The sequence below is a fragment of the Pseudomonas fluorescens genome (assembly GCF_004683905.1).
Lineage (GTDB): Bacteria > Pseudomonadota > Gammaproteobacteria > Pseudomonadales > Pseudomonadaceae > Aquipseudomonas > Aquipseudomonas putida_A.
In genome coordinates this window covers 1,254,809-1,270,389 of record NZ_CP038438.1, presented here as the reverse complement: position 1 = coordinate 1,270,389, position 15,581 = coordinate 1,254,809, and the positions used below count along the sequence as shown (strand labels likewise).

General features: G+C 61.4%; 13 protein-coding genes. 10 read left to right on the top strand and 3 right to left on the bottom strand.

Annotation, left to right across the window (positions count from 1 at the left end; genetic code table 11):
* Window positions 1-22 precede the first annotated feature (22 nt).
* The gene (locus E4T63_RS05680) at window positions 23-784 is read left to right on the top strand and encodes a hypothetical protein (protein WP_227698862.1); all 762 of its coding nucleotides are present in this window, start codon (window positions 23-25) and stop codon (window positions 782-784) included.
* A gap of 21 nt (window positions 785-805) precedes the next feature.
* On the opposite strand, the gene E4T63_RS05675 is transcribed toward E4T63_RS05680, so the two are convergent.
* Complete coding sequence (locus E4T63_RS05675; RefSeq protein WP_098967456.1) at window positions 806-2,437, bottom strand: Na+/H+ antiporter; 1,632 nt, start codon at window positions 2,435-2,437, stop codon at window positions 806-808.
* Between the two features lie 347 nt (window positions 2,438-2,784).
* Between E4T63_RS05675 and E4T63_RS05670 the strand changes: the two genes are divergently transcribed.
* From E4T63_RS05670 to E4T63_RS05655, 4 genes are all read left to right on the top strand, one after another.
* Window positions 2,785-3,093, top strand: a complete 309-nt coding sequence (locus tag E4T63_RS05670; RefSeq protein WP_042607053.1) for an arsenate reductase — start codon at window positions 2,785-2,787, stop codon at window positions 3,091-3,093.
* 32 nt (window positions 3,094-3,125) lie between these two features.
* Window positions 3,126-4,160, top strand: coding sequence for a 2,3,4,5-tetrahydropyridine-2,6-dicarboxylate N-succinyltransferase (gene dapD, locus E4T63_RS05665; protein WP_085697324.1), 1,035 nt, complete (start codon window positions 3,126-3,128; stop codon window positions 4,158-4,160).
* 152 nt (window positions 4,161-4,312) lie between these two features.
* Window positions 4,313-5,518 carry an aminotransferase class V-fold PLP-dependent enzyme gene (locus E4T63_RS05660; protein WP_135295053.1) on the top strand — a complete coding sequence of 402 codons (1,206 nt, stop codon included), beginning with the start codon at window positions 4,313-4,315 and terminating at the stop codon, window positions 5,516-5,518.
* Entirely contained in the window at window positions 5,515-5,919 is a 405-nt protein-coding gene (locus E4T63_RS05655; protein ID WP_134785539.1) for a SufE family protein, read from the top strand. The genes E4T63_RS05660 and E4T63_RS05655 overlap by 4 nt, the downstream gene beginning before the upstream one ends.
* 102 nt (window positions 5,920-6,021) lie before the next feature.
* Here the strand turns inward: E4T63_RS05655 and tcdA are convergent, their stop codons facing one another.
* Window positions 6,022-6,840: a tRNA cyclic N6-threonylcarbamoyladenosine(37) synthase TcdA gene (gene tcdA, locus E4T63_RS05650; RefSeq protein WP_135295052.1), complete on the bottom strand. Its 819-nt coding sequence runs from the start codon at window positions 6,838-6,840 to the stop codon at window positions 6,022-6,024.
* A 382-nt stretch (window positions 6,841-7,222) separates the two neighbouring features.
* On the opposite strand from tcdA, the gene E4T63_RS05645 reads away from it, so the two are divergent.
* From E4T63_RS05645 to E4T63_RS05630, 4 genes are all read left to right on the top strand, one after another.
* The gene (locus E4T63_RS05645) at window positions 7,223-9,814 is read left to right on the top strand and encodes a glycosyltransferase (protein WP_096795823.1); all 2,592 of its coding nucleotides are present in this window, start codon (window positions 7,223-7,225) and stop codon (window positions 9,812-9,814) included.
* Between the two features lie 240 nt (window positions 9,815-10,054).
* Window positions 10,055-11,206, top strand: coding sequence for a succinyl-diaminopimelate desuccinylase (gene dapE, locus E4T63_RS05640; RefSeq protein ID WP_098967446.1), 1,152 nt, complete (start codon window positions 10,055-10,057; stop codon window positions 11,204-11,206).
* Window positions 11,206-12,015, top strand: coding sequence for a putative RNA methyltransferase (locus tag E4T63_RS05635; RefSeq protein WP_135295051.1), 810 nt, complete (start codon window positions 11,206-11,208; stop codon window positions 12,013-12,015). The genes dapE and E4T63_RS05635 overlap by 1 nt, the downstream gene beginning before the upstream one ends.
* A gap of 75 nt (window positions 12,016-12,090) precedes the next feature.
* Window positions 12,091-12,468 carry a hypothetical protein gene (locus tag E4T63_RS05630; RefSeq protein WP_007964251.1) on the top strand — a complete coding sequence of 126 codons (378 nt, stop codon included), beginning with the start codon at window positions 12,091-12,093 and terminating at the stop codon, window positions 12,466-12,468.
* Window positions 12,469-12,609: 141 nt separating this feature from the next.
* On the opposite strand, the gene E4T63_RS05625 is transcribed toward E4T63_RS05630, so the two are convergent.
* A complete protein-coding gene (locus tag E4T63_RS05625; RefSeq protein WP_016771489.1) occupies window positions 12,610-12,819 on the bottom strand; it encodes a cold-shock protein in 210 nt (69 codons plus the stop codon).
* Window positions 12,820-13,056: 237 nt separating this feature from the next.
* On the opposite strand from E4T63_RS05625, the gene plsB reads away from it, so the two are divergent.
* Window positions 13,057-15,555, top strand: coding sequence for a glycerol-3-phosphate 1-O-acyltransferase PlsB (gene plsB, locus E4T63_RS05620; RefSeq protein ID WP_135295050.1), 2,499 nt, complete (start codon window positions 13,057-13,059; stop codon window positions 15,553-15,555).
* The last annotated feature ends 26 nt before the right edge of the window (window positions 15,556-15,581 follow it).

The following is a 15,581-nucleotide window of genomic DNA, read 5'->3' as shown; positions in this document are numbered from 1 at the left end:
CAAGCAACCCGAGAAGTTACATATGACGAACGAAAACATGGATGTTCAGTTATGCACTCAACCCGGCTTCAGCCAAACAAAAAAACCGAAACCACACGCACCTCCCGCAACATCAAATGCACTTCGGAGGTTCAGTAAAATGTGGGCTAAAAACAATCCGGCAAAATTCTGGACTCCCGGCAGCACTCTTCGCATCGCCTTCCTCAACGGCACGCAGGAATTCAAGGACGCGACCATTGCCGCTGCCAGCAACTGGTTGCCGCACATCAACTTGAAATTCGATTTCGTTGAAGGTGAAGTGGGCGACATCCGCATACTCAGTCAGGAAGGAACGTTTTCCTCCCGGATAGGTACGGATGCTCTGCTACATCCCGATGAGCCGACCATGACACTCTGGCCGCATCCGGGTCTGCCACGTTACTTCGCAGCCAATGTCATGCATGAGTTCGGTCATATGCTGGGCGCGGAGCATGAACAGACCAATCCCACAGCAGACATTCCCTGGGACAAGCCAGCCATCTATGCACAATTTGGAATCACCGCCGACCCGGAAGAAGACGACTCCCAGGCCAGCGTGACGCGCAAACGCCTGCACGACTGGTACTTTGACCGCGGCAATCCCGACGAAAGCATTTATTCGGAATACGATCCAAAGTCGATCATGCACTATCGGATCAGCCAGTCCTGGACCATCGGAGACTTCCAGCTCTTCATTAATCTGGATCTCAGCGAAAAGGACAAAATCTTCATGGCAAACGCTTATCCCTGCCCCGCGAGTGAATGAGCGCATCAGGTCCGTGTCGGGCTATTTGACCTGCCCCAGATTCGCCTCACTCAAATCCAGCTCACCCAATACCTCGCGCAACACGTCATCACCGATCTGGTGCTGACGGCTGAGGCTATACAGCTCCAGGCGTTGCGCCCGCAACGCCTTCAAGCGCAAGCGGCGTTCCAGCAGATCCATCTGGAACGCCAGCGCCTGGGCTTCGGCCGAATCATTGAACACGTCGAGCTGATGACGATACTCGGACATGATCCGCGCCTTGAGTTCCGCCGAGAGTGCGGCCTGCGCCGCATCCTGCGGGCCGACCTCTTCGGTTTCCAGCGCATGGATCGCCGCCTCGGCGGTCTTGCGCCAGGCATCGCGCACTTCCTGACGACGTTTGTCGTCCGGGCTTTTCTCGATGCCACGCAGCAGCAACGGCAGGGCGATGCAGGCGCAAATCAGCGACAACAGAATCACCCCGGCGGCGATGAAAATCAGCAGATCACGCTCGGGGAACGCCTCGGCCCCCATCAACATCGGCACTGACATCACACCGGCCAGCGTCACCGCCCCGCGCACTCCGCCGACAGTCAGCAACCAGCAGGATCGCGCGGTCGGCACTTGCGTCAGGTCGCCCTTGCCGCGCAGCCGTCGCAGCAGTACCGACAGGCGCCAGATGCTCTGTACCCAGATAAAGCGCAACAGCACCAGCGCGAGAAAAATCGCCACCACGTCGAGGCCACGGTACAGCAGCGTCGGCCACAACGTCGGTTCGTGGCTGACCACGGCCTTGATGATGTCCGGCAATTGCAGACCCAGCAGCAGAAAGATCAGGCCGTTGAAGGCAAATTCAAGCAGCGACCAGACGCTGCGATTGAGCAGCCGGGTGCTGGTCTGCCGTGGCAACAGATCAAGCCAGCTCTGCATCATCCCCGCCGCGACAGCCGAAAGAATCCCCGAAGCGCCCAGTCGCTCGGCCAATACATAGGCGGCGAACGGCAGCAGCAACATGAACACCACGTGGGTGGCCGGATCGTCCCAGCCCCGGGCAATCATCCACGCGCGCAAGCGCCCGACCAGCCAGCTCAGCGCGACGCCGACGGCCAAGCCCCCGACCGCCACCAGTACGAACGTCAGGCTGGCATTGGCCAGCGAGAACACCCCGGTCACCGCCGCCACCAAGGCAAACTTGAACGTCACCAGACCCGAGGCATCATTCATCAGCGCCTCGCCTTGCAGGATGTGCATCAGCGGTGTCGGCAAGCGGTTCTGCGAGATCGCCGAGACCGCCACGGCGTCGGTCGGCGAGAGCACGGCGGCCAGCGCGAAGGCCACCGGCAGCGGAATGCTCGGCAACAGCCAGTGAATGAAGTACCCGGCGCCGACCACGGTGAACAGCACCAGGCCGACCGCCAGCGTCAGGATCGGCCCGCGCAGATGCCAGAACTCGCGTTTGGGCATGCGCCAACCGTCGGAAAACAGCAGCGGCGGCAGGAACAGAAACAGGAACAATTCGGGGTCCAGCGCGACGTGCAGGCCCAGTGTCGGCCAGGCCAGCAAGGCACCGGCGGCGATTTGCACGAGGGGCAGCGGCAGCGGGATGACCCGTCCGACCAGCCGGGAGACGCTGACCAGCATCAGCAGGATCAGGACGGTATAAGCGGTTTGCATAAAGCGGAAATCTCAGACAATCGACAGCGTTGAACTGCCATATTAGCCGCTTAGGATGCGTCTGACCGTTGCACCTATGTCGCACGCCCGCAACGCCATTCCAATGTGGGAGCGAGCTTGCTCGCGAATACGGTGTGTCATTAACAGAGATTTTGACTGACACGGCCCCTTCGCGAGCAAGCTCGCTCCCACAGGGTTTTGCATTGCCAAATGAAGCCGGGCGCCGCGAAACCGTTTGGTCATGGCATAATCCGACACCATTTTTTTCCAGCACCTGTAAAGGGGGCGATTCCTTGACCGTTTCAAGTAAAACGTTGCACCTTTTCGGCATCAAAGCCTGCGACACCATGAAGAAGGCGCGCACCTGGCTCGATGAACACGCTGTCAGCTACGACTTCCACGACTACAAAACCGCCGGTATCGACCGTGAGCACCTGACCCAATGGTGTGACGAGCACGGCTGGCAAACGGTGTTGAACCGTGCAGGCACGACCTTTCGCAAACTCGACGACGAACGTAAAGCCGATCTCGACCAGTCGAAAGCCATCGAACTGATGCTCGCTCAACCCTCGATGATCAAGCGCCCGGTGCTCGATCTCGGTGACCGAACCCTGATTGGCTTCAAGCCAGACATCTACGCGGCCGCACTCAAGTAAGCAGCCCGTCACTTATTGCTAGAGGTATTCACATGTCCAACTCTCTGTTCAGCATCGCCTTTGGTGTCGGCACGCAAAACCGTCAAGGCGCCTGGCTGGAAGTGTTCTACGCTCAGCCACTGCTCAACCCGTCGGCCGAACTGGTCGCCGCTGTTGCGCCGATCCTCGGTTACACCGAAGGCAACCAGGCCATCACCTTCACCACTGCACAGGCTGCGCAACTGGCTGAAGCGGTCAAAGGCATCGACGCCGTTCAAGGCAAGCTGCTGACCCGTCTGGCCGAGAGCCACAAGCCACTGGTCGCCACCCTGCTGGCCGAAGACACACAACTGACCTCGACGCCTGAGGCGTACCTCAAGCTGCACCTGCTGTCGCATCGTCTGGTCAAACCACACGGCGTAAGCCTGGCCGGGATCTTCCCGCTGCTGCCGAACGTGGCCTGGACCAGCCAGGGCGCAATCGACCTGAGCGAACTGGCCGAACTGCAACTCGAAGCCCGTCTGCGCGGCGAGCTGCTGGAAGTGTTCTCGGTGGACAAGTTCCCGAAAATGACCGACTACGTGGTTCCGGCCGGCGTGCGTATCGCTGACGCGGCACGTCTGCGTCTGGGCGCTTACGTGGGCGAAGGCACCACCGTGATGCACGAAGGCTTCATCAACTTCAACGCCGGCACCGAAGGCCCGGGCATGATCGAAGGCCGCGTGTCCGCTGGCGTGTTCGTCGGCAAGGGCTCGGACCTGGGCGGCGGCTGCTCGACCATGGGCACCCTGTCGGGCGGCGGCAACATCGTGATCAAGGTCGGCGAAGGCTGCCTGATCGGCGCCAACGCCGGTATCGGTATTCCGTTGGGTGACCGCAACACCGTCGAGTCGGGCCTGTACGTGACCGCCGGCACCAAGGTGGCGCTGCTGGACGAGCACAACAACCTGGTCAAGGTTGTGAAGGCGCGCGAGCTGGCCGGTCAGACCGACCTGCTGTTCCGTCGCAACTCGGAAACCGGTGCCGTGGAGTGCAAGACCCACAAATCGGCTATCGAGCTGAACGAAGCGCTGCACGCTCACAACTAAGCAGCCACATGATCCCCCCTGTGGGAGCGGGCTTGCTCGCGAAGGCGTAGTGTCATTCAGCAACTTATTGACTGACAGGACGCATTCGCGAGCAAGCCCGCTCCCACAAGGTTCGGCGTACATCCCGCCCCTCTTCACCAGGGCTGAAAACTGTGATGATTCCCTCCCCCTGGCGCGCCGATTTTCCGGCCATCGCCGCCCTGCAACGGCAAGACCAGACCTATCTGGACAACGCCGCCACCACGCAAAAACCCCAGGCCCTGCTCGACGCGCTAGCGCACTACTACGCCAACGGCGCAGCCAATGTGCACCGTGCGCAGCATCTGCCCGGCGCGCACGCGACGCAGGCGTTCGAAGACAGTCGGCTCAAGGTTGCCCAGTGGCTGAATGCCGGTGACAGCGGGCAGATCATCTTCACCCATGGCGCCACCAGTGCGCTGAATCTCCTGGCCTACGGCCTGGAACATCTTTTCCACCCGGGCGATGAAATTGTCATCAGCGCCCTGGAGCATCACGCCAACCTGCTGCCGTGGCAGCAACTGGCACAGCGTCGCGAGCTAAAACTGGTGATCCTGCCGCTGGACGCCGACGGCGTGATCGACCTCGGCGCCGCCGTGCGTCTGATCACCCCCCGCACTCGCTTGCTGGCGGTCAGTCAGCTGTCCAACGTGCTCGGTGCCTGGCAACCGCTGCCAGCGCTGCTGGCGATGGCCAAGGCGCACAACGCTCTGACCGTGGTCGATGGCGCACAAGGTGTGGTGCATGGTCGCCACGACGTGCAGGCGCTGGGTTGCGACTTCTATGTGTTTTCCAGCCACAAGCTTTACGGCCCCGATGGTCTCGGCGTGCTGTTCGGGCGCAACAAGGCGCTTGAGCAACTGCGGCCGTGGCAGTTCGGCGGCGAAATGGTGCTGGAAGCCAATTATCACGATGCGCGCTTCCGCCCTGCCCCGTTGGGTTTCGAGGCCGGTACGCCGCCGATTGCCAGCGTAATCGGCCTCGGCGCAACTCTCGATTATCTGGCAGGGCTGGATCAGGACGCGGTGTCGGCCCACGAAGCGGCGCTGCACGCCTACCTGCTGCAAGGCCTGGCCGCGCGCAACGGCATACGCCTACTCGGCAAGCCGCAATTGGCGCTGGCGAGTTTTGTCGTCGAGGGTGTGCACAACGCCGATCTGGCGCATCTGCTGACCGAGCAAGGCATCGCCGTGCGCGCCGGGCATCACTGCGCCATGCCGTTGCTGAAAAGCTTCGAACTGGCCGGGGCTATTCGCGTGTCACTGGCGCTGTACAACGACTCCGAGGATCTGGAGCGTTTCTTCGAGGCGCTGGATCAGGCCCTGGAGTTGCTGCGATGAGCCTGCCGCTCGCCGCCGCCGAAGCTTTGCAGACTTTTCAGAACGCCGCCGGTTGGGAACAACGGGCGCGGTTGCTGATGCAGTTTGGCGATCGTCTGCCGCCGCTGGATGACGCGGACAAATGCGAAACCAACCGCGTGCATGGCTGCGAGAGTCAGGTGTGGCTGGTAGGGGAGTTGCAGGACGGTCACTGGCAGTTCAGCGCTGCCAGCGATGCGCGGATGATTCGTGGGTTGGTGGCGTTGCTGCTGTTGCGGGTCAACGGCTTGAGCGCTGCCGAGTTGCAGCAGGTGGATCTGCCCGATTGGTTCAATCAGCTGGGACTTTCGCGGCAGTTGTCGCCTTCGCGCAGTAATGGCTTGAATGCCGTGCTCCAGCGGATGAATGAGTTGGCTAAATAAAGCGGCTGCTTCGCAGCCATCGCGAGCAGGCTCACTCCTACAATTGGAATGCGTCCCCCTGTAGGAGTGAGCCTGCTCGCGATGAGGCCCTCAGCCCCAGAATCAAACCTGAGGCTTCACCCGATCCGCTGGCCGCCGCACACCCGCCACAATCTTATCCACAGCCTTGGTCGCCGCGACCATGCCGAACGTCGCCGTGACCATCATCACCGCGCCAAACCCGCCGGCGCAGTCGAGCTTCACCCCGTCGCCGACAAAACTCTTCTGCAAACAGATGCTGCCGTCCGGTTTCGGATAGCGCAGTTGTTCGGTGGAGAACACACACGGCACGCTGTAATGGCGAGTCACGGTACGCGAGAAGCCATAGTCGCGGCGCAACGTCGAACGCACTTTCGAGGCCAATGGATCGTTGAACGTGCGGTTGAGGTCGCAGACCTGAATCAGCGTCGGATCGATCTGCCCACCCGCACCGCCGGTGGTAATGATCTGGATCTTGCGGCGCTTGCACCAGGCGATCAGTGCAGCCTTGGCGTTGACCGCGTCGATGCAGTCGATCACGCAATCGATGTTCGGCGTGATGTATTCGGCCATGGTGTCGCGGGTGACGAAATCCGCCACCGCGTGCACGGTGCAATCCGGATTGATCCCGCGCAGGCGCTCGGCCATCACTTCGACCTTGGGTCTGCCGACGGTACTGTCCAGCGCGTGCAACTGGCGGTTGGCGTTGCTGACGCAGACGTCGTCGAGGTCGAACAGCGAAATCTCGCCGACGCCACAGCGGGCCATGGCTTCCGCCGCCCAGGAACCGACGCCACCGACGCCGACAATCGCCACATGGGCCGCACGCAGGCGCTCGAGGCCCTCGATGCCATACAAACGGGCGATGCCTGCAAACCGCGGATCTTCTGTACTCATGACCATTACCCCAAAAACCGGCGCGCATTATAGGGCCGTCGGCGGACAAGAGCATCTTTGACGCTATGAACGGTGAACGCCGCCGTTTTGCGCAATCCTTGTGGCGAGGGAGCTTGCTCCCGCCGGGTCGCGAAGCGGCCCTTGAAAAGCGGACTGCTTCGCAGTCCGGCGGGAGCAAGCTCCCTCGCCACGGGGAATTGCTATAACTGAATAACAAAGTTTTCTCTTACAAGCTGTTACTAAAGAACTTAAATCAGGTTGGACTGCCCAATGTCGGGCATTTTCCTGCCCGGTGTACGAGCAGTGAACTGCCGGTGTAGGATTCGCGCCCTTTTGGCGTAAGCCGATCCGTTCCTTCGTTCCACAGCCTTTGGAACCCGAAATAGCTATGTCATCGCGTAAATTTGGTCTCAACCTGGTGGTGGTTCTGGCAATCGCCGCCCTGTTCACCGGTTTCTGGGCGCTGATCAATCGCCCGGTCTCCGCGCCCAACTGGCCGGAGCAGATCTCCGGTTTCTCTTATTCGCCATTCCAGCAGGGCCAATTCCCACAGAAGGATCAGTATCCGACTGACGACGAAATGCGCCGTGACCTGGAGATCATGAGCAAGCTGACGGACAACATCCGCATCTACTCGGTCGACGGTTCGCTGCAGGACATCCCGAAACTGGCGGAAGAATTCGGTCTGCGCGTGACCCTCGGGATCTGGATCAGCCCCGATCAGGAACGCAACGAGCGCGAGATCCAGCGCGCCATCGAACTGGCCAACACCTCACGCAGCGTGGTTCGTGTGGTGGTCGGTAACGAGGCGATCTTCCGCAAGGAAATCACTGCCGAGCAACTGAGCGTGCTGCTGGATCGCGTACGCGCAGCGGTGAAAGTGCCGGTGACCACCTCCGAGCAGTGGCACGTCTGGGAAGAACACCCGGAACTGGCCAAGCACGTCGACCTGATCGCTGCGCACGTGCTGCCGTACTGGGAATTCATCCCCGTGGACAAGGCCGGACAGTTCGTCTTCGACCGCGCCCGTGACCTGAAAAAGCTGTTCCCGAAAAAGCCGCTGCTGCTGTCCGAAGTCGGCTGGCCGAGCAACGGGCGCATGCGCGGTGGCGCCGACGCGTCGCCGGCGGATCAGGCTATCTATCTGCGTACGCTGGTCAACAAACTCAACCGCCAAGGCTTCAACTACTTCGTGATCGAAGCGTTCGACCAGCCGTGGAAGGCCAGTGACGAAGGTTCAGTGGGCGCCTACTGGGGCGTGTTCAATGCCGCCCGCCAACAGAAATTCAACTTCGAAGGCCCGGTGGTCGCCATCCCGCAATGGCGCGTGCTGGCCATCGGTTCGGTGGTGCTGGCGCTGCTGTCGCTGACCCTGCTGATGATCGACGGCTCGGCCCTGCGCCAGCGTGGCCGCACCTTCCTGACCTTTATCGCGTTCCTTTGCGGTTCGGTGCTGGTGTGGATCGGTTACGACTACAGCCAGCAATACAGCACGTGGTTCAGCCTGACGGTGGGTTTCCTCCTGGCACTGGGTGCGCTCGGGGTGTTCATCGTGTTGCTGACCGAAGCGCATGAACTGGCCGAAGCGGTCTGGACCCACAAGCGCCGGCGTGAATTCCTGCCGGTGGTGGGCGATTCGGACTACAGACCAAAAGTCTCGATCCACGTCCCTTGCTACAACGAGCCGCCGGAGATGGTCAAACAGACCCTCGATGCCCTGGCCGCCCTCGATTACCCGGACTACGAAGTCCTGATCATCGACAACAACACCAAAGACCCGGCCGTCTGGGAACCGGTGCGCGACTACTGCGCCACCCTCGGCCCGCGCTTCAAGTTCTTCCACGTTGCGCCATTGGCCGGGTTCAAGGGCGGTGCGCTGAACTACCTGATTCCGCACACCGCCAAGGACGCCGAAGTGATCGCGGTGATCGACTCCGACTACTGCGTGCATCCGAACTGGCTCAAGCACATGGTGCCGCACTTCGCCGATCCGAAAATCGCTGTGGTGCAGTCGCCGCAGGATTACCGCGACCAGAACGAAAGCACCTTCAAGAAGCTCTGCTACGCCGAATACAAAGGCTTCTTCCACATCGGCATGGTCACCCGTAACGACCGCGACGCGATCATCCAGCACGGCACCATGACCATGACCCGGCGTTCGGTTCTGGAAGAGCTGGGCTGGGCCGATTGGTGCATCTGTGAAGACGCCGAACTCGGTCTGCGCGTGTTCGAAAAAGGCCTGTCGGCGGCGTATTACCACGACAGCTACGGCAAGGGTCTGATGCCGGATACGTTTATCGACTTCAAGAAGCAGCGTTTCCGCTGGGCCTACGGCGCAATCCAGATCATCAAGCGCCACACCCGCAGCCTGCTGCGCGGCAAGGACACCGAGCTGACCCGTGGCCAGCGTTACCACTTCCTCGCGGGCTGGCTGCCATGGGTCGCGGACGGCATGAACATCTTCTTCACCGTCGGCGCCCTGCTGTGGTCGGCGGCGATGATCATCGTGCCGCAACGGGTCGATCCGCCGCTGCTGATTTTCGCAATCCCGCCATTGGCGCTGTTCGTGTTCAAGGTCGGCAAGATCATCTTCCTCTACCGTCGCGCCGTGGGCGTGAACCTCAAGGATGCGTTCTGCGCGGCACTGGCCGGCCTGGCGTTGTCGCACACCATCGCCAAAGCGGTGCTGTACGGCTTCTTCACCAGCAGCATTCCGTTCTTCCGCACGCCGAAAAACGCCGACAACCATGGTTTCTGGGTGGCGATTTCCGAAGCGCGGGAAGAGCTGTTCATCATGCTGCTGTTGTGGGGCGCGGCGCTGGGGATCTACCTGGTGCAGGGCATTCCGAGCAACGACATGCGCTTCTGGGTGGCGATGCTGCTGGTGCAGTCGCTGCCATACCTGGCCGCGCTGATCATGGCGTTCCTCTCGTCGCTGCCAAAACCTGCGACAGCGCCTGAACCGGCGCCTGTCGTCTAATTCCTCTTTGATCCACTAAACGGCGGCCAATGGTCGCCGTTTTGCTTTAAGATAACCGCCATTTTGCAGGGCTTGGCGGGATACACGGTCTGACTGACCGGACACCATCCCCTGTAGGAGTGAGCCTGCTCGCGATTGCGTTGTAACAATCAATGTTTAAGTTGACTGACACACTGCAATCGCGAGCAGGCTCACTCCTACAGTCAGTCCGCGCCCACATTCATGACTCCGGAGTTTTCCATGACGGCCCACGCCGACCTTTCGCCGACCCTCCAACTCGCCATCGACCTGATCCGCCGTCCGTCCGTGACGCCGGTCGACGCCGATTGCCAGAAGCAGATGATGCAGCGCCTGGGCGATGCCGGTTTCACCCTGGAGCCGATGCGCATCGAGGACGTGGACAATTTCTGGGCCACCCACGGCAATGACGACGGCCCGGTGCTGTGCTTCGCCGGCCACACCGACGTGGTGCCGACCGGTCCGGTGACCGCCTGGCAGATCGACCCGTTCAACGCGGTGATCGATGAACACGGCATGCTCTGCGGTCGCGGCGCGGCGGACATGAAAGGCAGCCTGGCGTCGATGACCGTGGCCGCCGAGCGCTTTGTCGCCGACTACCCGAACCACAAGGGCAAGGTCGCGTTCCTGATCACCAGCGACGAAGAAGGCCCGGCGCACCACGGCACCAAGGCTGTGGTGGAACGTCTGGTGGCGCGCAAGGAGCGTCTGGACTGGTGCATCGTCGGCGAACCGTCGAGCACCACGCTGGTCGGTGACGTGGTGAAAAACGGTCGTCGCGGCTCGCTGGGCGCCAAGCTCACCGTGCGCGGTGTGCAGGGTCACGTGGCCTACCCGCATCTGGCGAAGAACCCGATCCACCTCGCCGCCCCGGCCTTGGCCGAACTGGCCGCCGAGCACTGGGATCATGGCAACGATTTCTTCCCGCCGACCAGTTTCCAGATTTCCAACCTCAACTCGGGCACCGGCGCGACCAACGTGATCCCGGGTGATCTGGTGGCGGTGTTCAACTTCCGCTTCTCCACTGAATCCACCGTCGAAGGCCTGCAGAAACGCGTGGCCGACATCCTCGACAAACACGATCTGGACTGGCACATCGACTGGGCGCTGTCCGGCCTGCCGTTCCTCACCGAGCCGGGCGCGCTGCTCGACGCGGTGTCGTCGAGCATCAAGGACATCACCGGCCGCGAGACCAAGGCGTCGACCAGCGGCGGCACTTCCGATGGCCGTTTCATCGCGACCATGGGTACGCAAGTGGTTGAGCTGGGCCCGGTCAACGCGACCATTCACCAGGTCAACGAGCGTGTGCTGGCGGCCGATCTTGACGTACTGACCGAGATTTATTACCAGACTCTGATCAAGTTGCTCGCCTGATGCTCGCGTGCCCGATCTGCAGTGAACCGCTGAACAGCGTCGACAACGGCGTGGTCTGCCCCGCCGGCCACCGCTTCGACCGTGCGCGTCAGGGCTACCTGAACCTGTTGCCGGTACAGCACAAGAACAGCCGTGACCCTGGCGACAATCAGGCGATGGTCGAGGCGCGCCGCGACTTCCTGAATGCCGGGCATTACGCGCCGGTGGCCAAGCGTCTGGCCGAGCTGGCGGCAAGTTATGCGCCGGCACGCTGGGTCGATATCGGTTGCGGCGAGGGTTACTACACCGCACAGATCGCCGATGCCCTGCCGGACGCCGATGGCTACGCACTGGACATCTCCCGCGAGGCGGTCAAACGCGCCTGCAAGCGTAATCCGGCAATCACCTGGTTGATCGCCAGCATGGCCCGCGTGCCATTGGCGTCGGGCAGTTGCCAGTTTCTCGCCAGCGTTTTCAGCCCTCTGGACTGGGCAGAAGCCAAGCGCCTGCTCAGCGTCGGCGGCGGCCTGATGAAGGTCGGCCCGACCAGCGGCCACCTGATGGAACTGCGCGAACGTCTGTACGACGAAGTGCGCGAATACACCGACGACAAGCATCTGGCCCTGGTGCCGGAAGGCATGGCGCTGGCGCACAGCGAAACTCTGGAATTCAAACTGACGCTGGACAAGCCCGAGGATCGCGCCAACCTGCTGGCGATGACGCCCCACGGCTGGCGCGCCAGTGCCGAACGCCGCGCCGCCGTGATCGAACAGGCCGAGCCGTTCGTGACCACCGTATCGATGCGCTACGATTATTTCGTTCTTCAATAACTTTTGGTCTCGGGCAAGTGCCCGGGGCCGGCTAAATCCGCGAATGGATTTTTCAGACCCGCAGTGAGGACATCCATGCGCCAACCGGATATCGAGATTTACCTGAAAGACGCCGACGTCGACCACAAGGCGATTTCCGCCTGGCTCGGTGAGGCTCTGGGCCCGTGCAGCGACTGGGTACAGAAAGGCCAGACCTACAAGTGCAAGGCCGGCAACATCCCGGTGACCTGGTTGCCGAAAGCCGTGGGCAAGTGGAACAGCCTGTACCTGGAAAGCGATGCGACCCCATGGGACGACGACATCGCCTGCGCCCGTGCAGCCTTTGCCGCGCTGAACGTCGAAGTGCGTTGCGCACCGGGCACGTGGGTCGAGGAAGAGGGTGAGGAAACGGCTGATCGCTGGATTCGCATCAGCGCCGACGGTGAAGAAGAGATCACCTGGAAGACCGCGTAACAACAGTCAACGCAGATCCAAATGTGGGAGCGGGCTTGCTCGCGAATGCGGTGTATCAGTCACTATTGATATCGACTGATACACCGCATTCGCGAGCAAGCCCGCTCCCACAGTGGTTTTGGGATGTTTTGGAGGGTTGTGTTACAGACCTACCACATCCTCAGCCTGCAAACCCTTCTCGCCAGTAATCACCGCATACTCAACCTGCTGACCTTCAGTCAGCGAGCGATGCCCTTCACCGCGAATCGCGCGGTAGTGCACGAACACGTCCACGCCGTCGTCGCGCTGAATGAAGCCGTAGCCCTTGGCGTCGTTGAACCACTTCACATTGCCGGTTTCACGTGTTGCCATCTGTTCATACTCCTTTTTTATTATTGAACAGGCTTTTCGCAGGAAAGCCTTTGCGGAACGTCAGCCTGCGCCCGACGTCCATAAAGGGCCCCGGCGACAGATTGCCGAGTATATGACAGGCGCAAAAAGTCTCAACAGGAGATTACTTCGCCGCTTTTTTGCCGATTTTCGACTAATACGGCAAACTGTCGACCGCCCGAGCAAACGCTCGGTTTTATTCACTCACGCAGAAGCCGTATGACCCGTTCTCCGTTCCGCCGTCTTGTGTTTGGCACCTTGCGCCGACTGTTGTACCTCTGGGTTCGCTCGGAGACGATCAACCAGTCGTCGTTCACCCTCAACCTCGACCGCAGTCGCCCGGTGTTCTACGTCCTGCAAAATCCATCGCTCACTGATCTGGCGGTGGTCGACACCGAGTGCACCAAGGCCGGTCTGCCGCGTCCGGTGCTACCGGTGTCGGTGGGGCCGTTGATCGAACCGGCGGCGTTTTTCTATCTGACGCCGGACCCTGACTGGCTCGGCCGGCAGGACAAGCGCGGCGCACCGCCGACCCTGACCCGTCTGGTCAGCGCCCTGACCCAGAACGCTGCCGAAGACGCGCAGATCATTCCGGTCAGCGTGTTCTGGGGCCAGTCGCCGGACAGCGAAAACAGCCCGTGGAAGCTGCTGTTCGCCGACAGTTGGGCGGTCACCGGGCGCCTGCGTCGGCTGCTGAGCATCATCGTCCTCGGGCGCAAGACCCGCGTGCAGTTCTCCGCGCCGATCCACCTGCGCGAACTGATCGAGCACAACAAGGGCCACGAACGCACCGTGCGCATGGCCCAGCGCATCCTGCGCGTGCACTTCCGCAATCTGAAAGCCGCCGTCATCGGCCCGGACATCTCGCACCGTCGTAATCTGGTCAAAGGCCTGCTCAACCAGCCGCTGGTCAAGCAAGCGATCCTCGACGAAGCCGAACGCGAGAACATCTCCCCGGAAAAAGCCAAGGCCCAGGCCCTGCGTTACGGCAACGAGATCGCCTCGGACTACACCTACACCGCGATCCGTTTTCTCGAAGTGGTGCTGAGCTGGTTCTGGAACAAGATCTACGACGGGATCAAGGTCAACCACATCGAAGGCGTGCAGAAGGTCGCCCAGGGTCACGAAGTGATCTACGTGCCGTGCCACCGCAGCCACATCGACTACCTGCTGCTTTCGTATCTGCTGTTTCGCAACGGCCTGACCCCGCCGCACATCGCCGCCGGGATCAACCTCAACATGCCGGTGATCGGCAGCCTGCTGCGCCGTGGCGGCGCGTTCTTCATGCGCCGCACGTTCAAGGGCAATCCGCTGTACACCTCGGTGTTCAACGAATACCTGCACACCCTGTTCACCAAAGGTTTCCCGGTCGAGTACTTCGTCGAGGGCGGCCGCTCGCGCACCGGGCGCATGCTGCAACCGAAAACCGGCATGCTCGCGATCACGATGCGCAGCTTCCTGCGTTCGTCGCGGATGCCGATCGTTTTCGTGCCGGTGTACATCGGTTACGAGCGCGTGCTGGAAGGTCGTACCTACCTAGGCGAACTGCGTGGCGCGAGCAAGAAGAAAGAGTCGATCTTCGACATCTTCAAAGTCATCGGCGCGCTCAAGCAGCGCTTCGGTCAGGTCGCTGTGAACTTCGGCGAGCCGATCAAACTCGCGGAATTCCTCGACAGCGAACAGCCAGACTGGCGCCAGCAGGAACTCGGCCCGCAGTACAAACCGGCGTGGCTCAACGAGACCACCAACCGCCTTGGCGAGAAAGTCGCGCAGCACTTGAACGAAGCAGCGGCGATCAACCCGGTCAATCTGGTGGCGCTGGCGCTGCTCTCGACCACCCGCCTGGCACTGGACGATCGGGCCATGGCGCGGGTGCTGGATCTGTATCTGGCGCTGCTGCGCAAAGTCCCGTACTCGCCGCACACGACCCTGCCGGAAGGCGATGGTCGCGCGCTGATCGAGCATGTGAAGGACATGGATCTGCTGTCCGAGCAGAACGATGCGCTGGGCAAGATTCTCTATCTGGACGAGCAGAACGCCGTCCTGATGACCTACTACCGCAACAACGTGCTGCACATCTTCGCCTTGCCGGCGCTGCTGGCGAGCTTCTTCCAGAGCACCTCGCGCATGAGCCGCGAGCAGATCCTGCGCTACACCCGCGCGCTGTATCCGTACTTGCAATCGGAGCTGTTCATTCGCTGGAGCCTGGAGGAACTGGACGCCGTGGTCGATCAATGGCTGGAAGCCTTCGTCGAGCAAGGCCTGCTGCGTTTCGAGAAGGACGTGTACATGCGTCCGGCGCCAAGTTCGCGGCACTTTGTGCTGCTGACCCTGCTGTCGAAAAGCATCGCGCAGACCTTGCAGCGCTTCTACATGACCGTGTCCCTGCTGCTCAACAGCGGCCAGAACAGCATCAGCGCCGAAGAGCTGGAGGATCTGTGCACGGTCATGGCCCAGCGCCTGTCGATCCTCCACGGTCTGAATGCCCCGGAGTTCTTCGACAAGAGCCTGTTCCGCCACTTCATCCAGACCCTGCTCGACCTCGACGTGCTGCGCCGCGACGAAGCGGGTAAGCTGAGCTACCACGAACTGCTCGGAGAACTGGCCGAAGGCGCGGCCAAACGCGTGTTGCCGGCGGAGATTCGCCTGTCGATTCGTCAAGTGGCCTTGCATCGCAGTGAAGATGCCGCCGAAACAGCGGATACACCACAAGTCTGAAACTTGCTGACAACTAACGGGCGCGC